Origin of the sequence: Burkholderia sp. MSHR3999 (assembly GCF_000833595.1) — a bacterium.
Taxonomy (GTDB): domain Bacteria; phylum Pseudomonadota; class Gammaproteobacteria; order Burkholderiales; family Burkholderiaceae; genus Burkholderia; species Burkholderia ubonensis.
In genome coordinates this window covers 1,168,061-1,189,086 of sequence record NZ_JRFO01000007.1, presented here as the reverse complement: position 1 = coordinate 1,189,086, position 21,026 = coordinate 1,168,061, and the positions used below count along the sequence as shown (strand labels likewise).

Sequence of the window (21,026 nt, the reverse complement as noted above, 5' to 3'; positions counted from 1 at the left end):
GGCAACGGCTGCCATGCGCGGCTTACGCACCGTCGCGCCGCCGCGCACGCGCTTCCCGTTGCGCGCCGCCTTCCGCCTCCCGCGCCGCGTCGAGCGCCGCTCGCCCGGCCGCGACCGCGATCGCATCGTCCTGCGGCGTATGCACGCGGCTGCACAGCACGTCGCGATAGTGACGTTCGAGCGGATTGCTGCGGCTCAGCCCGTGATTGCCCGACAGCTTCAACGCCTGCTCGACCACGCGAATCGCGTGCTCGGTGACGGCGCGCTTCACGAGCCCGCTCGTCGTCAGTGTGAGCGGCGCGCCGGCGTCGGCGCGCGCGATCGCGTCGTCGAGCAGCACGCGGTTCGCGTGCAGCCAGCCCTCGATCTCGCCGACTGCTTCCTGCACGCGCGGCAGCGTCGCGAGCGGTGCGCCGAGCCCGCTCGGCGAGCGCGTCGCGACGAATCCGGCCAGCCAGTCGCGCGCCGCGCGCGCGACCGCGTCGTACAGGCTGCCGAGCAGCGCAACCATCCACGCCTGCTGGTCGCCCTGCGCGTCGAGGTCCACGTGGCTCGCCGCCGACGCGGCCCACGCGTCGGGCGCGCGCACGTCCACCGCGTGATCGCCCGGCAGCCGGACGCCGTCGAACACGACCTCGTGGCTGCCCGACGCGCGCAGGCCCAGATGATCCCAGCTCTCGATCACGCGGATGCCCGGGTCGCCGCGCACCGGATCGCGCGGCACGAGAAACACGCCGACGCGCGGCTCGGGCTCGTCGGTGCGCGCCCACACGGCGAGCCAGCGCAACGCGGGGATGCCGGTGCTGTACAGCTTGTGGCCGGACAGCCGCCAGCCGTCGCCGTCGCGGCGCGCGACCGTCTCGGGCAGGCCGCCGCGTGTCGGCGAGCCGAGCGCCGGCTCGACGCGCAACGCGTTGATCAGCGCCCCGTCGGCCACCGCGCTGTCGAACACCGCGCGCCGCAGCGACTCGGGCCAGCGGCTGTCGGCACGGCCGAGCGCGCGATGCTGCAGGTACGTCATCGTCAGCACCAGCGCGGCCGCCGGATCGGCCCGCGCAACCGCCGCGACGATCCGGCTCGCCTGCGCGAGCGTCGCGCCCGCGCCGCCGTAGTCGCGCGGCACGACCTGCGCGATCAGCCCCGCGCGCTGCAGTCGCGCGAAGTTCTCGTGCGGGAAGCGGCCGAGCACGTCGTTGCGCGCGGCGTCGGCCGCGAGTTCCGGCGCGAGCCGGTCGAGCAGCGCGGCGACGCGCGCGTCGGCGTAGTCGTCGGCGTAGTCGTCGGCGGCGGGCAGGTGCCGCAACGGCTGCGGCTGCAGGTGCGGCTGTAACGGTGGCGGGGAAACGGCAAGGCGGGCAGGCATCGAAACGGATTCCATCGAAAAGAACATGGCGCAAGCGGAGCGCGAACGCCAAGCGTAGGCGCGCCGCCCGATCGATCAAACCATGCAAATCTGATATTCAATTCGAGATTGATTATTTCCGTTACGCATGATCCCGGCGGTAATCTGCGCTCCAGTCCGGCCCGTTGCCGGAGCCCTGTACCGGAAGACCCAGCGGAGCCCCAGATGAGCGTCGAATTCATCGGCATGATCCAGAGCCAGAAGCAATCGGAGATTCATCCGCCGACCGGCAACGCGGTCGATCCCGACTACGTGCGCGACTTCGCCCGCGCCCACGAGACGGCCGGCTTCGACCGCATCCTCGTGCCGCACCACTCGACCGGGCCGTCGGCGACGCTGACGATCGCATACGCGGCCGCCGCGACCGAGCGGATTCACTTCATGCTCGCGCATCGTCCGGGCTTCACCGCGCCGACGCTCGCCGCGCGCCAGATCGCGACGCTCGACCAGTTCAGCCGCGGCCGGCTCGCGGTGCACATCATCTCGGGCGGCTCCGACGCCGAACAGCAGCGTGACGGCGATTTCCTCGACCACGACGCCCGCTACGCGCGCACCGACGAATACCTCGGCATCCTGCGCCGGATCTGGACCGACGCGCAGCCGTTCGACCACGAAGGCGCGCATTACCGCTTCCGCCAGGGCTATTCCGACGTGCGGCCCCACCAGAAGCCGCACGTGCCGATCTATTTCGGCGGCGCGTCGGACGCGGCGCTCGCGGTCGCGGGCAAGCACGCGGACGTCTACGCGCTGTGGGGCGAATCGCTCGACCAGGTGCGCGACCTGACGACGCGCGTGCGCGCCGAAGCGGCGAAGCACGGCCGGCAGGTGCGCTTCTCGGTGTCGTTCCGCCCGATCCTCGCCGCGACCGAGGACGACGCATGGGCGCGCGCGCACCGGATCCTCGACGAAACGCGCCGGCTGCGCGAAGCGGCCGGCCTCGGCGCCGGCGGCCCGCTGCAGAGCGAAGGCGCGCGCCGCCTGCTGGCCGCCGCCGAGCGCGGCGCGCGCGTCGACAAGCGGCTGTGGACCGAGATCGCGAAGCTGACCGGCGCGCGCTCGAATTCGACGGCGCTCGTCGGCACGCCCGAGCAGGTCGCCGACGCGCTGCTCGACTACTACGACCTCGGCGTGACGACCTTCCTGATCCGCGGCTTCGATCCGCTCGACGACGCGATCGACTACGGCCGCGAACTGATTCCGCGCGTGCGCGCGGCCGTCGCCGCGCGCCGCGCCGCCTGACGACGGGAGACGACCGCCATGTCCGCCGTCCTGCCCTCGCCCACCCGCACCGCGTCGGGCCTCGCGCTCGCCGCCGCGCCGCGCCGGCATTTCTGGTTCGACCCGCCCGCGCCGCGCGCCGACGTCGCCGCCGAGCGCCGCCATCGGCAGGAGCGCCTCGCGGCCGCGTTCCGCGTGTTCGCGCGCCACGGCTTCGCATCGGGCCTCGCCGGCCACATCACCGCGCGCGATCCGGAGCTGCCCGATCACTTCTGGGTGAATCCGCTCGGCGTGCATTTCTCGCAAATCAGGGTGTCCGACCTGCTGCTCGTCAACGCGCGCGGCGAAACCGCGATCGGCGCCCGGCCGCTGAACCAGGCCGCGTTCGCGATCCATGCGGCGATCCACGAAGCGCATCCGCACGTCGTCGCCGCCGCGCACACGCATTCGACCTACGGCAAGGCATGGTCGACGCTCGGCCGCCGGCTCGATCCGCTGACGCAGGACGCATGCGTGTTCTACGAGGATCACGCGCTGTTCGACGATTTCACCGGGATGGTGGTCGACACGCGCGAAGGCGCGCGGATCGCGCAGGCGCTCGCGAAGCCCGGCGGCGGCACGCACAAGGGCGCGATCCTGAAGAACCACGGCATCCTCACCGCCGGCCCGAGCGTCGAGGCGGCCGCGTGGTGGTACATCGCGCTCGACAACGCCGCGCACACGCAGCTGCTCGCCGAAGCGGCGGGCGCGCCGCAACCGATCGACGCCGACACCGCCCGCCATACGCACGGCCAGATCGGCGGCCCCGACGGCGCGCTGCATGCGTTCGACAGCCTGTACGCGCGCATCGTCGCCGACGAACCCGACCTGCTCGACTGAGCGTCACGCATCACCCCGCACGACCGGAGACCTGCCGATGACACACCCCGCCGCCACCGCGCCCAAGACGCCCAAGACGCACGATGCGCATGACGACCAGCGCCGCCGCCTGCTGCGCGCCGCCGGCGCAGCCGCGCTCGCGGCGCCCGCGCTCACGCTCGGCCGTCGCGCGTGGTCCGCGACGCCGCTGAAGAAGCTGACGTTCGCGTGGAACCAGAACGCGTTCTGCCTGACGCCGATCGTCGTCGCGCAGGAGCGCGGCTTCTTCGAGAAGAACGGCCTGAAGGTCGACCTGATCAACTACAGCGGCTCGACCGACCAGCTGCTCGAATCCATCGCGACCGGCAAGGCCGACGCGGCGGTCGGGATGATCCATCGCTGGCTCAAGCCGCTCGAAGCGGGCTTCGACGTGAAGATCGTCGGCAGCTCGCACGGCGGCTGCGTGCGGCTGATCGGCGCGAAGGCGGCCGGCGTCACGACGCTGCAGGCGCTGAAGGGCAAGACGGTCGGCGTCAGCGATCTCGCGGCGCCCGGCAAGCATTTCTTCTCGATCCTGCTCGCGAAGAACGGCATCGATCCGGAGCGCGACATCACGTGGCGGCAATATCCGGCCGACCTGCTCGGCGTCGCGGCGGACAAGGGCGAGATCCACGCGATCGCCGACGGCGACCCGAACCTGTATCTGCTCGAAAAGCGCAGCGCCGGCAAGTACGCGGAGCTCGCGACGAACCTGTCCGGCGAATACGCGCGCAAGGTGTGCTGCGTGATCGGCGCACGCGGCGAGCTCGTGCGCAACGACCGGCCGGCCGCCGCCGCGCTCGCGCGCTCGATCGTGCAGGCGACCGAGTTCACGCACGACAATCCGAACGAAGCCGCGAAGGTGTTCGCGAAGTATTCGCCGAAGATCGATCCGGAAGACCTGCGCAAGCTGTATGCGACGCTCACGTACACGCACCACCCGACCAGCGTCGACCTGCAGCAGGAAATCGCGTTCTACGCGGACGACTTCCGCCGGATCGGCGTGATCAAGAAGAGCACCGACCCGCAGCGCTTCGCGCAGCAGGTCTACGCGAACGTGCTGGGGTGACGCGATGTCGACGCTCGAACAGGTTTCCGTGGCGCGCGCCACGTCGGCGCCGGCCGGTACGCTCGTCGCTGCGCCGGCATCCCGCGTCGCCTGCTCCACGTGCGAAACCGCCCAGGCGGCGGCCGACGCCCGCCGTGCGCGCGCCTGGCCGGCCGGCATCGCCGCGGCGCTCGCCTGGGGCGCGCTCGGCGCGGTGACGCGGCTGTGGCCGAACCGCATCGCCGGCTTCAGCGACTGGGCGTATACCGACACCTTCGGCACGGCCGCGTGGGCGATTGCCGCGTTGCTGCTCGCGCTGGCGACGCTCGGCCCGCGCGTGGCCGCGCCGCTCGCGCGCGTGCAGCCGGCCGGCCCGTGGCTCGTCGCCGCGCCGCTCGTGCTGGCCGCATGGGAAATCGCCACCGCGAAAACCGGCTGGCTGCCGACGCCGTTCTTCGCGCCGCCGCAGGCGCTGATCGAGGTCTACGTCGACGACTGGCCGCGCCTGCTGGGCAGCGCCGGCAACACGCTGAAGCTGCTCGGCGTCGGGTTCGCGTACGGCGTCGCGGCCGGGTTCGCGCTCGGCGTGTCGATCGGCTGGTCGCGCCGGGTCGGCTACTGGGTGCATCCGCTGCTGCGCGTGCTCGGGCCGGTGCCGGCCACCGCGCTGCTGCCGCTCACCTTCTACTTCTTTCCGTCGAGCTATTCGGCCGCGACGTTCCTGATCGCGCTGTCGACCGGCTTCCCGGTCGCGGTGCTGACCTGGTCCGGCGTCGCGAGCGTCGACAAGCAGTACTACGACGTCGCCCGCACGCTCGGCGCGAACGCGCGCTTCCTCGTGCTGCGCGTCGCGATTCCCGCCGCGTTGCCGCACGTGTTCGTCGGCATCTTCATGGGCCTGAGCGCGTCGTTCACGGTGCTCGTCGTCGCCGAGATGATGGGCGTCAAGTCCGGGCTCGGCTGGTACCTGAGCTGGGCGCAGGGCTGGGCGTCGTACGTGAACATGTACGCGGCGCTGCTCGTGATGGCGCTGCTGTTCTCCGGCCTGATCGCGCTGCTGTTCGCGGTGCGCGACCGCACGCTCGCATGGCAGAAAGGAACCGTCAAATGGTAAGCGCCGCGCTCGACTCCCCCGTCTCCGCTTCGTCGGCGCCGGCCGCCGAAGCGCCGCGCGGCGCGCGCATCGACGTGCGCCGCGTGAGCCATGCGTTCGACGCTGCGGGCGGCGCGCTGCCGGTGCTCGACGACGTCACGCTGTCGGTCGACGCCGGAGAATTCGTCGCGCTGCTCGGCCCGAGCGGCTGCGGGAAATCGACGCTGCTGCGGCTCGTCGCGGGCCTCGACGCCGCGCGGCACGGCACGATCGCGCAGGACGGCGTGCCGATCGCGCGCCCCGACCCGTCGCGCATCGTCGTGTTCCAGGACCCGACGCTCTATCCGTGGCGCCGCGTGCGCGCGAACGTCGCGCTCGGCCTCGAGGCGCGCGGCGTGCAGCGCACCGCGCAGCATCGCGTCGACGATGCGCTCGCGCGCGTCGGGCTGCAGGACTTCGCGAACGTGTTCCCGCATCAGTTGTCGGGCGGGATGGCGCAGCGCGTCGCGCTCGCCCGCGCGCTCGTCAACGATCCGCGCCTGTTGATCCTCGACGAGCCGCTCGGCAAGCTCGATTCGCTGACGCGGCTGACGATGCAGGCCGAGCTGACCGCGCTGTGGCAGCGCGAGCGCTTCTCCGCGCTGCTCGTCACGCACGACGTCGAGGAAGCGCTGTTCCTCGCGCAGCGCGTGATCGTGTTCGGCCCGCGGCCCGCGCGGATCGTCGCGGAACTGCGCGTCGACCTGCCGTATCCGCGCCATCGCGGCGATCCGCGCCTCGCCGCGCTGCGGCACGACGCGCTGCGCCATCTCGGTCTCGATGCGAGCTGGTAGATGCGCGGCGCAGCATTGCCCGGGGCGCGCCGCCGATGAGCGCGCCGCCGTTCCCCGAATGGTCGCTCGCGTTCCTGCAAGCGCTGTATCGACTGCAATCGACGCTCGCACAGCTGCTGCACGCCGTCGGCCTGACCGCCGATGCGGACGGCCAGGCCGCGTGGCCATGGACGCGGCGGATCGCGATCGAGACGCTGCGCATCGATGCGGGCCTGACGCGGCAGCTCGCGATCGCGTTCGGGCTGGTAACGCTCGCAGCAATGCTCGCGTTCATCGCGCTCGTTTCGCGCAGGCATCGCATCGTCGCGCTGGGCGCGGCGCTGCTCGCCGCATGGTGCGCGCCGTGGCCGAGCGCCGCGCTGTGGCTCGCGCCGGCCGCGCCGACCAGTTTCCAGCGCAATACCGCGCCGTTCTCGGTGGCGAGCGTGGTGCATGGCGCGCGACTGTACGACCGTCATTGCGCGGCATGCCACGGCGCCGACGGACGCGGCGAAGGGCCGCTCGCCGCGTCGCTCGCGCACTGGCCGCCGACGTTCGCCGGCACGCTGCTGGCGCGCCGCCTCGACGGCGAGCTGGCCTGGCGCGTGCGGCACGGGATGCGCGATGCGCACGGCGCCGAATCGATGCCCGGCTTCGGCGCGACGCTCAGCCCGCGCGACACGTGGGCCGTGCTCGATTACCTGAAGGCGCTCGCCGCGGGCAGCGGCGCGCAGGCGGACGGCGCATGGCCGGTGCCCGTCGCGCTGCCCGCGCTCGACGTGCGCTGCGGCGGGCAGCGCGCGACGCTGCCGCTCGAACGCTGGCGCGAAGGCCAGCGCGTGCGGGTCGTCGCGCTCGCGCGCGGCGCGCCGCCGCCGGCCGAGGACGCGCGCTGGCAGACGCTAGTGATCGCGCAGGAGCCGGCCGCCGTCCCGGCCGTCGCAGGGCGGGCGGATTGCGTCGCCGCGACGCCCGGCGCGTGGCTGGCTTTCGCGACGATCGCGGGGACGCCGCCCGATGCGCTCGGCGGCACGCAATTCCTCGCCGACCGCCGCGGCTGGCTGCGCGCGCGGGCAAAGCCCGGCAGCGCCGGCTGGTCGGATGCCGACCTGCTGTGCAGCGCGTCCGATTCCGCGCGAACCTCTGCGCCGGCCGCCGGCGGCGATCCGCTGACCGCGCTGCTGCTGCGCCTCGACGCCGATCCGGTGCGCGACGTGCAGGCCGGCCTGCCGCATTGACGGCCGCGCCACGACCGGACGCCTCCCTTGACCGACCGAGCCCCACGATGAACCCGACCCGACGCCATTTCCTGACCCAAGCCGCCGCCTGCGCGACGCTCGCCGCCGCCCCGCTCACCCTGCGCGCGCAATCCGGCGCACGCCCGCTGCTGCGCGCCGGCGACCAGAAAGGCGGACTGCGCGCGCTGCTCGAAGCGGCCGGCGAACTGAACGGACTCGCCTACGACGTCGCGTGGACCGAGTTCCCGGCCGCCGCGCCGCTCGCCGAAGCGTTGAACGCGGGCGCGGTGGATTGCGGGCCGATCGGCGACGCCCCGGTGATCTTCGCGCTTGCATCGGGCGCGCGGATCAAGGTGATCGGCGCGAGCCGCTCCGACCCATACGGCACCGCCGTCGTCGTGCGGCCGGACGCGCCGCTGAAGACCGCCGCCGACCTGAAAGGCAAGCGCGTCGGCACGACGCGCGGCTCGATCGGCCATTTCGTCACGCTGAAGGCGCTCGACGCGGCGGGGCTCGCGCCGGACGACGTGTCGTTCCGCTTCCTGCCGCCCGCCGACACGATGCTCGCGCTCGCGAGCGGCTCGATCGACGCGTGGGCGACGTGGGAGCCGTACACGGCGCTCGCGGAAACGAGCGGCCGCGCGCGCGTGCTCGTCGACGGCCGCGGCCTGTGGTCGGGGCTCAGCTACGTCGCGGCGACCGACGCCGCGCTCGCCGCGAAACGCGACGTGCTGCGCGACTTCCTGCAACGCGTCGTGCGCGCGCAGGCCTGGTCGTACCGGCATGCCGACGCGTTCTCGGCGACGCTCGCGCGCATCATCGGCATCCCGCAGCCGGCCGCGAAGCTGCAGTTCGAACGACGCCGCACGCGCTGGCAGCCGATCGACGCTACCGTGATCGCCGAGCAGCAGCGCACGGCCGACTTCTACCTGAAGGCCGGTTTGCTGCGCCAGCCGCTCGACGTGCGTCCGACGTTCGATCGCGGCTTTCCGCTGCCGGCCTGACGAAGAGGCACCAACGTGTCACGGAGCGATCTGGCACAATCGCGCTTTGACTTTCCCCGTCGGTCGAAGCCAGCACCATGCCAGCCATCAGCGAACTTTTCGTCTACCCGATCAAATCCTGCGGCGGCATCGCGCTGCGCCGCGCGCTGCTGCTCGACACCGGGCTCGCATACGACCGTCACTGGATGGTGACCGACCCGGCCGGCGAGATGATCACGCAGCGCACGCATCCGCGCCTCGCGCTCGTGCAGCCCGCATTCGACGGCGACGCGCTGGTGCTGAACGCGCCCGGCATGCCCGAGCTGCGCACGCCGCTCGACGGCGAAGCGTCGGCGCAAACGCCGAAGATGGCGGCGACCGTCTGGCGCGACACCGTCGACGCGATCGACACCGGCGCCGCCACCGCCGCCTGGTTCAGCGAATTCCTCGGCATGCCGGCGAAGCTCGCGCGCTTCGCGCCCGATGCGCGGCGCGCGTGCAACCGCAAATGGACCGGCGAGCTCGACGCATCGACCCGCTTCGCCGACGGCTACCCGCTGCTCGTGATCGGCCAGGCATCGCTCGACGACCTGAACGCGCGCCTCGTCGCGAAGGGCGCGCCGGCGATTCCGATGGACCGCTTCCGTCCGAACCTCGTCGTGTCGGGCATCGACGCGTTCGAAGAGGATTACATCGAGCACCTCGACGCCGACGGCGACACGCCGGTGCGGCTGCGCCTCGTGAAGCTGTGCACGCGCTGCCCGGTGCCGACGATCGACCAGCGCACCGGCGCGCCCGATCCCGCATGGCCGCACGAGCCGACCGACACGCTGCAAACCTACCGTGCGAACCCGAATTTCGACGGCGCGCTGACGTTCGGCAACAACGCGATCGTCGTGCGCGGCGCGGGGCGTTTTCTCGAAGTCGGGCAGGCGCTCGAAGCGGAAATCGGGTTCGGCGACTGAAGGCGGATGCTGCCCGGCGGGCCCCCGCTACGCCACCTCACGCAGCACGGGCAGCGTCACGGTGACGATCAACCCGCCGCCCGCCGCATCGCCCAGCTCCACCCTCCCCTGATGCACCCGCGCGATCTCTCTCACGATCGACAGCCCGAGCCCCGTGCCTTCGACGGTCTGCGTCTTGCTGCCGCGATGGAACCGCTCGAACACCGCATCGCGTTCTTCCGCCGGAATCCCCGGCCCGTTGTCGATCACGTCGAGCCGCGCGTGCTCATCGTCGCGCGACACGCGCACGGTGATCACCGCATGGTCGCCCGCATAGCGGATCGCGTTGTCGATCAGATTGCCGACCATCTCGCCGAGCAGATCGGGCTGCCCCAGCACGCCCACGTCCGCCTCGTGCTCGAAGCCGAGATCGATGTCGCGCGCGCGGGCCACCGGCGACCAGTCGAGCGTCACGCTGCGCGCGAGCCGGTGCAGCGCGACCGGCTGGTGCGCGACCGCGTGCCCGCTGTCCGAATCGAGCCGCGACAGCGACAGCAGTTGCTGGACGATCTTCGCCGCCTGCCGCACCGCGCCGTTCACGCGCCGCAGATGGACGTTCACGCGCGGCTGCTCGGCGGGCCGCAGCGCCAGCTCGACGCCCGCCTGCACGGCCGCGAGCGGCGTCTTCAACTGGTGCGCGGCGTCCGCGAAGAAGCGCCGCCGCGCGACCTGCATGCGCTGCGTGCGGCCGATGTACTGGTTGATCGAATCGACGAGCGGCGCGAGCTCGCTCGGCATCCCGCCGGTGTCGAGCGGCGTCGGATCGTCCTCGGCGCGCGCGGCGACCGTCGCCGACAGCCGGTTCAGCGGCCGCAGCCCGCGCCCGACGCCGAGCCATACGATGCCGAGCGCGAGCACGACGAGCAGCCCTTCCTGCAGCAGCGAGCCCATCAGGATCTCGCGCGCGAGCGCCTGGCGCGCCTCGATCGTCTCGCCGACCATCACCCACACGATGCGCGACTGCGCGCTCGGCACGTCGTGCACCGGCAGCCGCAACGCCGCCATCCGCAGCCGCTCGCCGCGATAGACCGCATCGTAGTAGCGCGTGACGAACAGCGCGCCGTCGCCCACGTCGCGCCCCCGCGGCAGCGGCAGGTCGGGGTAGCCCGTCACCGCGCGGCCGCCGTCCTCGCGGATCAGGTAGAAGATCTTGCCGCCGTCGCTCGATTCGAGCATCTCGAGCGCGAGATACGGCAGGTCGACCTCGATCTCGCCCTGGTTGAGCCGCACGCCTTCGCGGATCGACTTCAGCGACGACGACAGCGTGCGGTCGAACGCGACGTGCGCGGCGCTCATCGCGCGCTGGTAGGTGAGCCACGAATCGAGCGCGAGCAGGCCGAGCAGCGGCAGCAGCAGCCACAGCGCGACCTGCGTCCGCAGGTTCGGCCGCGTCATTCAGCCTTCGCCTCGAGCAGATAGCCAAGCCCGCGCAGCGTGACGATCGCGACGCCGCTGTTCTCGAGCTTCTTCCGCAGCCGGTACACGTAGATCTCGATCGCGTCCGCGTTGACCGACTCGTCGAGCCCGAAGATCTTCTCCGACAGCGTCTCCTTGTTGATCGCGCGGCCGTTGCGCAGGATCAGCACCTCGAGCACCGAGCGCTCGCGCGGCGTGAGCGGCAGCGCGTCGCCGGCCAGGCGGAAGCTGCGGTCGACGCTGTCGAACGCGAGCGGCCCGCATTCGACCTTCGAATGCTCGTGCCCGAGGCTGCGCCGGATCAGCGCGCGGGCGCGCGCCTCCAGCTCGGTCAGCTCGAACGGTTTCGCGAGATAGTCGTCGGCGCCGAGATCGAGCCCCTTCACGCGGTCCTCCACCGACCCGTGCGCGGTGAGGATCAGCACCGGCACCGGATTGCGCCGCGCGCGCAGCCGCCGCAGCACTTCGAGCCCGTCGAGCTTCGGCAGCCCCAGGTCGAGGATCACCAGCGCGTAATCCTGCGTGCGCAGCACGTGGTCCGCCGCCTCGCCGTCCGCCATGTGATCGACCGCGAAGCGCGCGGCGGCCAGCGCGTCGGACAGCGACTGCGCCAGGATCGGGTTGTCTTCGACGAGCAGCACACGCATCTGGATTCCTGTCAGGCAAACGTCAGGCCGCTACATTACATGATCCTTTCCGCCGTGACGCCTCTCGGAAACACCGGTATCGCGCGTCAGCCGGCCGCCTCCGCCTTCTCCGCGCCGGCGCCGCCGGCCGGCCCGGCGCTGCGCTCGCGCAGGCCGACGACCACGCCCAGGAACGCGACGCTCGCGCAGACGGTCACCGCGATCATCGGGCGGGCGGTGCCGTCCGACCACCACGCCAGCACGCCGCCGCACCCGGCGGCGATCGCCATCTGGATGAAGAAGAACAGCCCGGACGCCGTGCCGGCGATCGTCGTGTAAGGCTGCATCACCGCGAACTGGCAGGCCGGAATCGCGATCCCGACCGCGACCATCACGAACGACATCGGCACGACGATGGCCGCGGCGGACGCGGGCGCGACGGCGCCGCCGGCCCACAGCATGACGGCCCCGGCCACGTTGATGCAGGCCGCCGCCGCGATCACGGAATCGGCTTTCCATCGGCCGCTGCTGCGCCGGAACACGCTCGATCCGATCAGATACCCGAGCACGGTCAGGCCGAAGATCGCGGCATAGACCGGGCCGGACACGCCCATCTGCCGCTGGAACAGCGCCGACGATTCAGCGATGAACGGAAAGTAGGTGCAGTAGACGAGACTGATCGCCAGCGAGTAGCGCAGAAAGCGGCGCTCGCGGAGCAGCCCGGCGTAGGTCCGCAGCAGCCCCGGGCCCGGCGCCGGGCGCGTGTCGCGTTCGCGGGTCTCGGGCAGATGGCGCAGCACCATCGCCGTCGCGACGAGCCCCCCTGCCGCGAGCCACGCGAACACGCCGCGCCAGCCGAACCATTCGGCGACCGCGCTCCCGGCCAGCGGCGCGATCACCGGCGACAGCGCCATGCCCGCCGAGATGCGGCTGAGCATCGTCGCCTGCAGCGCGGTCGGAAAGCGCTCGCGCACGATCACGCGCCCGATCACCGTGCCGCTGCAGCCGCCCAGCGCCTGGAAGATGCGCGCGCAGACGAGCGCCGGGATGCTCGTCGACAACGCGCACGCGACGCTCGCGGCCACGTAGAGGCACAGGCCGCCGAGCAGGACGGGACGGCGGCCGTACCGATCCGACAACGGCCCCGACACCAGCATCGACAGCGCATAGCCGGCCATGTACAGGGTCAGCGTGAGCTGCATCTGGGCATCGGTGCCGTGCAGCGCGTCCGCCATCGCGGGCAGCGACGGCAGGTAGGCGTCGATCGTCACGCGCGGCAGGCAGACGACGAGCATCAACAGGAGCAACCAGCCCCACTGGGGCAACGAGCGGGCCTTCATACGGCGTATCCATCTCCAGCAGTTTCGGAATGTCACCGGCAAGAATCTAGGAGGAAAGTGATATAAGCTGAAGGGCCATTAATTCGAACTCTGACTGGACCACTATGACGCGAGGCAAAGCCGCGATTCCGCTCGATCTGCCGTGCCCGCCCGGGCTGTCGACGCAAAGCCCGCAGTCGAAGCAGGAGTGCATTGCCGACGCGCTGCGCGACGCGATCCTGAAACGCCTGCTGGCCGGCGACAGTCCGCTGCCGTCCAGCCGGACCCTCGCCGCGCGCTGGGGCGTGGCGCGGGGCACGGTCGAAGCGGCCTACGACCGGTTGTGCGCCGAGGGCTACATCGCGCGGACGCAAGGGTCCGGGTCGCGGGTGTGCGCGGTGGTGCCGGACAGCTATCTGCGCGCGTCCGCGCAGTCGCGGGAGAGCGGCCCCCGCCCCTCCGTCGCGGCCCCCGAGCCGGCAGCAGCGCCCGACACGGCCGCGCCGGAACATGCGGTGCGCCCGGGCGTGCCGTTCATCGCACGGCTCGCCGATCCCGACCTGCTGCCGATGCAGCAATGGAAGAAGACCGTCGGGGCGAGCCTGCTTGCGGCCACGGCGAGCGACCTCGGTTCGACGCCGTCGCAAGGCATCGAAAGCCTGCGCGCCGAAATCGCCGGCTACCTGCGCGAATACCGCGGCATCGCTTGCGGGCCCGACGACATCTTCATCACGACCGGCATCCGGCATTCGATCGATCTCGTCGCGCGCACCGTGCTCTCGCCCGGCAGCACGGTGCTGATGGAAGATCCCGGCTACGCGTCGGCGTGGCAGATCTTCACGATGGCGGGCGCGACCGTGATCGACGTGCCGGTCGACCGCGAGGGGATCGAGACGGCCGCGCTGGACCGGCATCCCGAAGCGCGCGCCGCTTACGTGACGCCCGCGCATCAGGCGCCGCTCGGCGTCACGATGTCGGTGTCCCGCCGGCTCGAACTGCTCGACTGGGCGCAGCGCAATCGGGCGTGGATCATCGAGGACGACTACGACGGCGAGTTCGGCTACCAGGCCGCGCCGCTTCCCGCGCTGAAGTCGCTCGACGCGTGCGATCGCGTGATCTACTGCGGCTCGTTCAACAAGACGCTGTTCTCCGGGCTGCGCGTCGGCTTCATGGTCGTGCCGGCGGAACTGCGGCCGGCGCTGTCGGCCGTGTGGCGCGTGACCGCGCGCGCCGTCGGCGTGGCGCCGCAGCTCGCGCTGGCGCGCTTCATCGAAGGCGGCGAGTTCGCGAAGCACCTGCGCGCGAGCCGTCACGCGTACCGCCATCGACGCGACCTCGTGCTGGAGCAACTGGCGAAACACGGCAATGGGCAGTACACGGTGTCGGGCGAGCACGCGGGCTTTCATTTCGTGCTGTGGCTGCCGCCCGGCATGGACGACGCGTCGTACGTCGCGCGGGCCCAGGCGGCCGGCGTGTCGCTGCAGCCGATCCGCAGCTTTTGCCGCAGTGCCGAGCTCGCGGCGGGCGTGATCGTCGGCTACGCGGCGTTGACCGCCGCGCACGCGCGGCATGGCGGCCGGCTCCTCGGCAAGCTGCTGGCGCCGACCTCGGGAAATCCATGACACAAACCGCGCCATTGTGAACAGAAATGAAAGCGGGCTGAAAGTGCGCCGCAATTACCATCCGCGTCACTCGAACAACACAGACGCGCAATTGGAGGAAGACATGCCGTTCGCACCGAAGCACCTCGCCGCCATCCTGTCGATCGTCGCCGGCGCCGCCTGGGCGCAGGTTCCGGCCGGATACCCGGGCAACTACCAGGGCGTCGTCGACGCCGCGAAGAAGGAAGGCAGGCTGATCGTCTATTCGACGACCGACACGGGCCTCGTGCGCCCGCTGATCAAGGACTTCGAAAGCCTGTACGGAATCAAGGTCGAATACAACGACATGAACAGCACCGAGCTGTACAACCGCTACATCAGCGAGAACGCGGCGAACGGCACCAGCGCCGACGTGCTGTGGAGCTCGGCGATGGACCTGCAGGTCAAGCTCGTCAACGACGGCCTGATGGCGTCGTACGATTCCCCCGAAAGCACGCACGTGCCGCAATGGGCGCAATACCAGAAGCAGGCGTACGGCACCACGTTCGAGCCGCTCGCGATCGTCTACAACAAGCGGCTGATTCCCGACGGCGAAGTGCCGAAGACCCGCGCGGACCTGATCAAGCTGCTCGCCGCGCAGCCGGACAGGTTCAAGGGCAAGGTCACGACCTACGACATCGAGAAGTCGGGCGTCGGCTTCAATGCGCTCACGCAGGACGCGCACCTGAACGAGAAGGTCACGTGGGAGCTCGTGAAGGCGATGGGCGCGACCGGCCCGAAGCTGCAGTCGAGCACCGGCGCGATGATGGAGCGGATCTCGTCCGGCGAGAACCTGGTCGGCTACAACATCATCGGCTCGTATGCATATGCGAAGGCGAAGAAGGACAAGTCGATCGGCTACGTGTTTCCGAAGGACTACACGCAGGTCGTGAGCCGCCTCGCGACGATCTCGAAGAAGGCGAAGAGCCCGAACGCCGCGAAGCTGTGGGTCGACTACCTGCTGTCGCAGCGCGGCCAGACGCTGATCGCGAACCAGGCGAACCTGTATGCGATCCGCGCGGACGTGACGGGCGAGACGTCCGCCGCGAGCCTCACGAAGGAGCTCGGCGATTCGCTGAAGCCGATCCAGATCGGCACCGGCCTGCTCGTCTACCTCGACCAGTCGAAGCGCCTCGCGTTCCTCAAGCAGTGGCAGCAGTCGATCAAGCGCTGATCGCCGCATAGCGCGTCGCCCGCGCCGCGGGCGACGCCACCTCCCCTTTCCGACGACTCTCTTGATGCGGCCCGCGGGCCGCAGGGGCGAACTCATGCTTTCAACCAGCACCTCCGGCACCCCGCCGGCCGTGCCGCAGACCGGCGGCGGCGCGATTCCCGCGCTGCGCGCCAGCAGCCTGCAGCCGCTCGCCGGCATGCTGCGCTGGATCGTCATCGCGGTGCTGACCCTCGCGGTCGCGCTGCCGCTCGGCTTCATCCTGTTCCAGAGCCTGTTGTCCGCGCCGTTCTTCGACGCGAACCGCACGCTCGGCGTCGACGGCTTCCGCTTCATCTTCAGCGATCCCGACTTCTGGTCGGCCGTGAAGAACTCGTTCATCATCGCCGGCGGGATGCTGTTCATCTCGATCCCGCTCGGCGGCATCCTCGCGTTCCTGATGGTGCGCACCGACCTGCCCGGCCGCCGCTGGCTCGAACCGCTCCTGCTCACGCCGGTGTTCGTGTCGCCGATGGTGCTCGCGTTCGGCTACGTGGTCGCGGTCGGCCCGGTCGGCTTCTACTCGGTGTGGTTCAAGGAGCTGTTCGGCGCCGCATCCGTGCCCTGGAACGTCTATTCGATCTTCGCGATCACGCTGATCGTCGGCCTTACGCACGTGCCGCACGTGTACCTGTATTCGTCGGCCGCGCTGCGCAATCTCGGCTCCGACGTCGAGGAAGCGGCGCGCGTGACCGGCGCGCGGCCGTTTCGCGTCGCGCTCGACGTGAGCCTGCCGATGACGATGCCCGCGCTGCTGTTCGCCGGCGTGCTGGTGTTCTTCCTCGGCTTCGAGGTGTTCGGGCTGCCGCTCGTGCTCGGCGACCCGGAAGGCCATCTCGTGCTCGCGACCTACCTCTACAAGCTGACCAACAAGCTCGGCGTGCCGTCGTATCACCTGATGGCGGCGGTCGCGGTGTGCATCGTCGCGATCACGTTCCCGCTCGTGCTGCTGCAGCGCCGGCTGCTGAAGACCGCGAACCGCTTCGTCACCGTGAAGGGCAAGGCCGGCCGCACGACCGTGCTGCCGCTCGGCGTGTGGCGCTGGGTCGCGCTCGCGATCGTCGCCGCGTGGCTCGCGCTGACCGTGATCGTGCCGATCTCCGGCATCGTGCTGCGTGCGTTCGTGACCAACTGGGGCGAAGGCGTCGCGCTCGCCGAGGTGCTGACGCTCGCGAACTTCGTCGAGCTGTTCGAGCAGGACAACCTCGTGCGCGCGATCGTCAACACGCTCGGCATCGGCGTGATCGGCGGCGCAATCGCGATCGGCTTCTACTCGCTCGTCGCGTTCGCCGGCCACCGCCGCCACGACTGGGCGACGAAGCTGCTCGACTACCTCGTGCTGCTGCCGCGCGCGGTGCCGGGCCTGCTCGCCGGTCTTGCGTTCCTGTGGATCTTCCTGTTCGTGCCGGGGCTGCGCGAACTGAAGAACTCGATGTGGAGCATCTGGATCGCGTACACGGTCGTGTGGCTCGCGTACGGGATGCGCCTGATCCAGAGCGCGCTGCTGCAGGTCGGGCCGGAGCTCGAGGAAGCCGGGCGCAGCGTCGGCGCGACGCGCGGGCGCGTGTCGCTCGACGTGACGCTGCCGCTCGTGCGCTTCGGCCTGCTCGCCGCGTGGCTGCTGATCTTCATGATCTTCGAGCGCGAATACTCGACCGCCGTCTACCTGCTGTCGCCCGGCACCGAAGTGATCGGCGCGCTGCTCGTGTCGCTGTGGGCGACCGGCGCCGTCGACCAGGTCGCCGCGCTCTCTGTCATCAACATCGCGATGGTCGGCGCCGGTCTCGGCGTGGCCCTGCGCTTCGGAGTGAAACTTCATGGATAAGCTCATCGTCGACGATCTGCATCTGAGCTACGGCGCGAACCCGATCCTCAAGGGCGTGTCGTTCGAACTCAAGGCCGGCGAGGTCGTGTGCCTGCTCGGCGCGTCCGGCAGCGGCAAGACCACGCTGCTGCGCGCGGTCGCGGGCCTCGAGCAGCCGTCCGGCGGCCGCATCCAGCTCGACGACCGGGTGTTCTTCGACGGTGCGCAACGCGTCGACCTGCCGGTCGAGCAGCGCTCGCTCGGGCTCGTGTTCCAGTCGTACGCGCTGTGGCCGCACCGCACCGTCGCCGACAACGTCGGCTACGGGCTGAAGCTGCGCCGCGTCGCACCCGCCGAGCAGAAGCGCCGCGTGCAGAGCGCGCTCGACCAGCTCGGCCTCGGCCATCTCGCCGAGCGCTATCCGCACCAGCTTTCCGGCGGCCAGCAGCAACGCGTCGCGATCGCACGCGCGCTCGTCTACAACCCGCCGGTGATCCTGCTCGACGAGCCGCTGTCGAACCTCGACGCGAAGCTGCGCGAGGAAGCGCGCGCATGGCTGCGCGAGCTGATCGTGTCGCTCGGGCTGTCGGCGCTCTGCGTCACGCACGACCAGACCGAGGCGATGGCGATGTCCGACCGCATCCTGCTGCTGCGCAACGGCCGCATCGAACAGGAAGGCACGCCCGCCGAGCTGTACGGCGCGCCGCGCTCGCTGTACACGGCCGAATTCATGGGCAGCAACAACCGGATCGATGCGCGCGTGACGGCGGTCGACGGCGCGTGCGTGACGCTCGCCGGCGACGGCTGGCAGCTGCGCGCGCTCGCCCGCGACACGCTCGCACCCGGCCAGGACGCGCAGGCGGTGATCCGCCTCGAGCGCGTGCAAGTCGCCGACGGCCCCGGCGCGAACCGGCTGCAGGCCGACCTCGTCACGTCGATGTATCTCGGCGACCGCTGGGAATACCTGTTCCATTGCGGCGACCTGCGCCTGCGCGCGTTCGGCCACGTGCCGCGCGCGGCCGGCAAGCACTGGCTCGAATTCCCGACCAACGACTGCTGGGCGTTCGCGAAAGCGGGCTGACCCGCGCGGCGGCCGACCTCGGCGGATGTCGCCCGGCATCCGCCGAGGCGCCGTGCGCGCCACGATTTCCCTCACCCACAATAACCAAGGAGACACCGTCAATGAAGTCTTGCGCAGCACGTTCCTTTCGCACAGTAGTACTAACCGGATCGGCCGCAGCCGCGTGCGTCGCCGCGCCCGCCGCCTACGCGCAGTCGTCGGTCACGATCTACGGGATCATGGACGCCGGCATCGAATTCGCGAATCATGCCGCTCCCGAAGGCGGCAATGCGTTCAAGCTGAAGTCCGGCAACAAGAACACGTCGCGCTGGGGCCTGCGCGGCGTCGAGGATCTCGGCGGCGGGCTGAAGGCCGTGTTCCGTCTGGAAAGCGGGATCGACCTCGCGAACGGCGCGTTCGACGACGGCCCGGATTCGATCTTCGCGCGCCGCGCGACCGTCGGCCTGAAAGGCAAATGGGGCGAGCTCACGCTGGGCCGCAACTTCACCGTCACCTACGACTACATGCTGCCGTTCGACCCGATGGGCTACGCGCAGAACTACTCGTGGGCGACTTCGTCGACGGCGACCGGCGGCCGCAAGGACGGCCTGTTCACGCGCTCGTCGAACGCGGTGCGCTACGACGGCGAATACGCGGGCTTCAAGTTCGGCGCGATGTACGGGTTCGGCAACGTGGCCGGCAGCGTGAAGACCAGCTCGAAGTACGACTTCGCGCTCGGCTACGAGAAGGGGCCGTTCGCCGCGGTCGTCACGTTCGACCGGCAGAACGGCGCGGCCGATAGCATCACGCCGGCCGATCCCGTGAACTACATTCAGGGCATCCACGCGGGCCTGAGCTACGACTTCGGCAACCTGAAGACGATGGCCGGCTACCGCAATTACAAGCGCACGTTCCGCACCGCGGCGGCGAACCAGTTGAGCGACATGTACTGGGTCGGCGGGTCGTACCAGTTCACGCCGGCGTTCTCGCTGATCGCGGCCGTGTATCACCAGAACATCAAGGGCGGCACCGATGCCGATCCGACGCTGGTCTCGGTGCGGGCCAACTACGCGCTGTCCAAGCGCACGGTGCTGTACGCGTCCGGCGGCTTCGCGATCGCACAGCACGGGCAGAAGGTGGGCGTGTCGCGCGATTTCGCGGGATATGGCACCACGCAGGTCGGGGCGACGGTGGGGATTCAGCAGCGCTTCTGAGCATGACGGCGCAGCCGGTCGGCAGCATCGCGAACCGGCTGCGCCGCTTCGTCACGCGTCCCTACGCATCACGAACACCGGACGGACGAGCGCGTTCACGTCATCCCAATACCGGTCGACATCCGCCAGCGGGACGGCTTGCACGTCGATATGCAGGCTCGCCGGCTCGACCGCGTCGAACACCGCACGCGCCGCGTCCAGCAGGCGCGGCAGCGCAATGCTCCCGATCCCGCTGCCCATCAGCGTGATCGCGGTCGCGCGCAGCACCGCGCCGGGCAGCGGCACCTCCGCGCCGCCGATCGAGCCAATCTGCACGAAGCGCAGCGGCCGGCCTTCCGGCGTCGCCTTCGCCGCCGTCACCAGCAGCGCCCGCGCGCTCGCGCCCCACAGATAATCGAGTACGACGTCCACGCCCGTGCGGAAGTGCGGCTCCAGCGCGCGCGCCAGATGCGCGTCGTCCTGCTGCAGCGACACCACGGCGTCCGCGCCGGCCGATTGCAACGCCGCCAGCACCGCCGCATTGCGTCCTGTGGCGATCACCTTCGCCGCGCCCAGGTGCTTCGCGATCCGCACGGCCAGCCGCCCGGACGCGCCGGTCGCGCCGTTGACCAGCACGGTCTCCCCGGCCGCGAGGCGCGCCCGCTCGGTCAGCGCGGCCCATGACGACATCCCCGGAATCGCGATCGCGGCGGCCGTGACGTCGTCGAGCGCGTCGGGCAGCGGCACGCATTGCGCGTCGGGCACGACCGTGCGCTCGGCCATCGCGCCGAACGGCGCGAGCGGCCCGAAGAAATAGACGCGCCGGCCGTCTTCGAGGCGCCCCGTGCCATCGACGCCCGCGACGAACGGAAAGCCGCCCGTCGACGAATAGTGCGAACCGGACGCGCGGGCCTGCGCGAGCCGGCTCAGTGCGGACGCGGTCACGTCGATCAGCCGGTGGCCGGGCAACGCGTGCGGCGATTCGAACTCGGCATGAACGGGGCGCGCGCCCGCCCCGTTGACGACTGCTGCTTTCATGGGTGCTCCTTCAGATGACCCGCGC

Annotated in this window: 18 protein-coding genes; 13 read left to right on the top strand and 5 right to left on the bottom strand. The window is 70.8% G+C overall.

Annotation, left to right across the window (positions count from 1 at the left end):
- Positions 1-22 precede the first annotated feature (22 nt).
- Complete coding sequence (locus KY49_RS28820; RefSeq protein ID WP_042588812.1) at positions 23-1,363, bottom strand: acyl-CoA dehydrogenase family protein; 1,341 nt, start codon at positions 1,361-1,363, stop codon at positions 23-25.
- Positions 1,364-1,567: 204 nt separating this feature from the next.
- On the opposite strand from KY49_RS28820, the gene KY49_RS28815 reads away from it, so the two are divergent.
- The 8 genes from KY49_RS28815 to KY49_RS28780 all read left to right on the top strand — a co-directional run bounded on the left by KY49_RS28815 (position 1,568) and on the right by KY49_RS28780 (position 9,656).
- Positions 1,568-2,641 carry an LLM class flavin-dependent oxidoreductase gene (locus KY49_RS28815; RefSeq protein WP_042587771.1) on the top strand — a complete coding sequence of 358 codons (1,074 nt, stop codon included), beginning with the start codon at positions 1,568-1,570 and terminating at the stop codon, positions 2,639-2,641.
- 18 nt (positions 2,642-2,659) lie between these two features.
- Positions 2,660-3,499 carry a class II aldolase/adducin family protein gene (locus KY49_RS28810; RefSeq protein WP_042587770.1) on the top strand — a complete coding sequence of 280 codons (840 nt, stop codon included), beginning with the start codon at positions 2,660-2,662 and terminating at the stop codon, positions 3,497-3,499.
- 37 nt (positions 3,500-3,536) lie between these two features.
- Positions 3,537-4,586 carry an ABC transporter substrate-binding protein gene (locus KY49_RS28805; RefSeq protein ID WP_042587769.1) on the top strand — a complete coding sequence of 350 codons (1,050 nt, stop codon included), beginning with the start codon at positions 3,537-3,539 and terminating at the stop codon, positions 4,584-4,586.
- Positions 4,587-4,590: 4 nt separating this feature from the next.
- Positions 4,591-5,679, top strand: a complete 1,089-nt coding sequence (locus KY49_RS28800) for an ABC transporter permease (protein ID WP_042587768.1) — start codon at positions 4,591-4,593, stop codon at positions 5,677-5,679.
- Positions 5,673-6,491, top strand: coding sequence for an ABC transporter ATP-binding protein (locus KY49_RS28795; protein WP_042587767.1), 819 nt, complete (start codon positions 5,673-5,675; stop codon positions 6,489-6,491). Before KY49_RS28800 ends, KY49_RS28795 begins: the two co-directional genes overlap by 7 nt.
- Positions 6,492-6,526: 35 nt before the next feature.
- Positions 6,527-7,708: a c-type cytochrome gene (locus KY49_RS28790; protein WP_042587766.1), complete on the top strand. Its 1,182-nt coding sequence runs from the start codon at positions 6,527-6,529 to the stop codon at positions 7,706-7,708.
- Between the two features lie 47 nt (positions 7,709-7,755).
- Entirely contained in the window at positions 7,756-8,712 is a 957-nt protein-coding gene (locus tag KY49_RS28785; RefSeq protein ID WP_042587765.1) for an ABC transporter substrate-binding protein, read from the top strand.
- A 77-nt stretch (positions 8,713-8,789) separates the two neighbouring features.
- Positions 8,790-9,656, top strand: coding sequence for an MOSC domain-containing protein (locus tag KY49_RS28780; protein ID WP_042587764.1), 867 nt, complete (start codon positions 8,790-8,792; stop codon positions 9,654-9,656).
- Between the two features lie 27 nt (positions 9,657-9,683).
- Here KY49_RS28780 and KY49_RS28775 read toward each other — a convergent pair whose 3' ends face one another.
- The 3 genes from KY49_RS28775 to KY49_RS28765 form a co-directional block, all read right to left on the bottom strand.
- Positions 9,684-11,090 carry a sensor histidine kinase gene (locus tag KY49_RS28775; protein WP_042587763.1) on the bottom strand — a complete coding sequence of 469 codons (1,407 nt, stop codon included), beginning with the start codon at positions 11,088-11,090 and terminating at the stop codon, positions 9,684-9,686.
- The gene (locus KY49_RS28770) at positions 11,087-11,758 is read right to left on the bottom strand and encodes a response regulator (RefSeq protein ID WP_042587762.1); all 672 of its coding nucleotides are present in this window, start codon (positions 11,756-11,758) and stop codon (positions 11,087-11,089) included. Before KY49_RS28770 ends, KY49_RS28775 begins: the two co-directional genes overlap by 4 nt.
- An 86-nt stretch (positions 11,759-11,844) precedes the next feature.
- Complete coding sequence (locus KY49_RS28765) at positions 11,845-13,077, bottom strand: multidrug effflux MFS transporter (protein WP_042587761.1); 1,233 nt, start codon at positions 13,075-13,077, stop codon at positions 11,845-11,847.
- Between the two features lie 104 nt (positions 13,078-13,181).
- Here KY49_RS28765 and pdxR point away from each other — a divergent pair, with 104 nt between their 5' ends.
- The 5 genes from pdxR (at position 13,182) to KY49_RS28740 (ending at position 19,984) form a co-directional block, all read left to right on the top strand.
- Positions 13,182-14,678 carry a MocR-like pyridoxine biosynthesis transcription factor PdxR gene (gene pdxR / locus KY49_RS28760; RefSeq protein ID WP_042587760.1) on the top strand — a complete coding sequence of 499 codons (1,497 nt, stop codon included), beginning with the start codon at positions 13,182-13,184 and terminating at the stop codon, positions 14,676-14,678.
- Between the two features lie 103 nt (positions 14,679-14,781).
- A complete protein-coding gene (locus KY49_RS28755; RefSeq protein ID WP_042588811.1) occupies positions 14,782-15,870 on the top strand; it encodes an ABC transporter substrate-binding protein in 1,089 nt (362 codons plus the stop codon).
- A gap of 94 nt (positions 15,871-15,964) precedes the next feature.
- Positions 15,965-17,731, top strand: coding sequence for an ABC transporter permease (locus KY49_RS28750; RefSeq protein ID WP_042588810.1), 1,767 nt, complete (start codon positions 15,965-15,967; stop codon positions 17,729-17,731).
- The gene (locus tag KY49_RS28745) at positions 17,724-18,791 is read left to right on the top strand and encodes an ABC transporter ATP-binding protein (RefSeq protein ID WP_042587759.1); all 1,068 of its coding nucleotides are present in this window, start codon (positions 17,724-17,726) and stop codon (positions 18,789-18,791) included. Before KY49_RS28750 ends, KY49_RS28745 begins: the two co-directional genes overlap by 8 nt.
- Before the next feature lie 101 nt (positions 18,792-18,892).
- Positions 18,893-19,984 carry a porin gene (locus tag KY49_RS28740; RefSeq protein WP_042587758.1) on the top strand — a complete coding sequence of 364 codons (1,092 nt, stop codon included), beginning with the start codon at positions 18,893-18,895 and terminating at the stop codon, positions 19,982-19,984.
- 51 nt (positions 19,985-20,035) lie between these two features.
- Here KY49_RS28740 and KY49_RS28735 read toward each other — a convergent pair whose 3' ends face one another.
- On the bottom strand, positions 20,036-21,001 hold the full coding sequence (locus KY49_RS28735; RefSeq protein ID WP_042587757.1) for a quinone oxidoreductase family protein: 966 nt from the start codon (positions 20,999-21,001) through the stop codon (positions 20,036-20,038).
- Positions 21,002-21,026 lie beyond the last annotated feature (25 nt).